Annotated in this window: 1 protein-coding gene and 1 pseudogene; both read right to left on the bottom strand. The window is 68.4% G+C overall.

Annotated features, from left to right (window positions below):
- Positions 1–12 precede the first annotated feature (12 nt).
- Positions 13–936 (bottom strand): glycoside hydrolase family 68 protein, encoded by a 924-nt coding sequence (locus AC1D1G_RS45405; protein ID WP_477956960.1) that lies wholly within the window; start codon positions 934–936, stop codon positions 13–15.
- A pseudogene (locus AC1D1G_RS45410) lies at positions 936–1,173 on the bottom strand (LacI family DNA-binding transcriptional regulator); the annotation flags it as partial. The pseudogene AC1D1G_RS45410 and the gene AC1D1G_RS45405, both read right to left, overlap by 1 nt.

Here is a 1,173-nt window from a genome sequence, read left to right on the forward strand (position 1 = left end):
GTATCGGTGGTGTCAGGTCGTCGGTGTCGAACTTTCTGTGGCGGTGGGCGGGAGGTAGCTCGAGGACGAGATGGTGCCGAATTGCGGTCCGCCGCTGTTGAAGCCCCACGTCATCCAGTTGCCGTCTCGTGCCTGCCGCATCTGCACCGCGTACAGGTCCGCGGTGTCGACATTCTTCGCGTCGGTGACCTTCCACGGCCCGRGCAGGGACTGTCCCTCGGCGATCCAGGTCCCCGCACTGTGCTCGGCAGTCACGCGGGCGTTCTTGGGCGCGCAGGAAAACACCAGGACTGGCTTTCCCTGGACGTCGTGGACTTGGAGCACCTCCATTTCGCCGAAGCCGGCGGGCGCCGACAGTGGGGGTTGGATGTGCCAGTGGTTCAGGTCGTCGCTGGTGGCGTGGCCGACGACGGCGCGGCCCTCGGGGTCGCCGGTGTTGGCTCGGGCGGTGATCAGCATGTGCCACTGACCGGCATGTTCGAAGACATAAGGGTCGCGCCAGGCTTCGTCGGGCCAGGTTCCTTCGCCGAGGCGTTCGTACCAGCGGCCGTCGGCCTCGAGGACGAGGTCGGGGTCCTTGGTCCAGGTCAGCAGGTCCGGGGAGGTTGCGCGGCCGATGCGTTGTTTGAGGCCGTTCTCGGCCCGGCTCACTCCGGTGTAGAACATGCTCCAGAGTCCGCCGGTGTCGCGGACGACGGAGCCGGTCCAGGTGGCGAGGTCATCGAAGGCCGGGCCATCGGAGGGCGCCAGCGCGTCGGCGGTGAGGGTCCATTCCTCACCGTCCGGAGACGTCGCGTGACCGATGGTCGCGCGGTAGTGGCGGCGTTCGCGGTCCTGCAGGGCGCGCGAGGCGCGGAGGAAGAACAGGTGGTAATCGGTGCCGTCGTCGGTCATCCAACTGTCCCAGACCCAGTGGTCGGGAAGGGCGAGTCGCATCATCTCTCCTGGGGGTGCGCGGGAACCGCGGGGCGGCTACCGGCAAGTTCGGGGTGTGGGTCGTCGGAAGAAGCCGCGAGTGACCGAGCGTGATCCGGTGCGGGTCCGGTGCTGCCGCGGACGACGAGTGTGGTCGGTGCGGTGACGGCGGTGGGGGCATCCCCGTCTGGGATGGGGGCAAGTGCGTCGAGGACGAGTCGGGCGGCGATCTCGCCCTGCTCGCGCACGGATTGGTGC

Source organism: Rhodococcus sp. P3_B8, assembly GCF_056402775.1.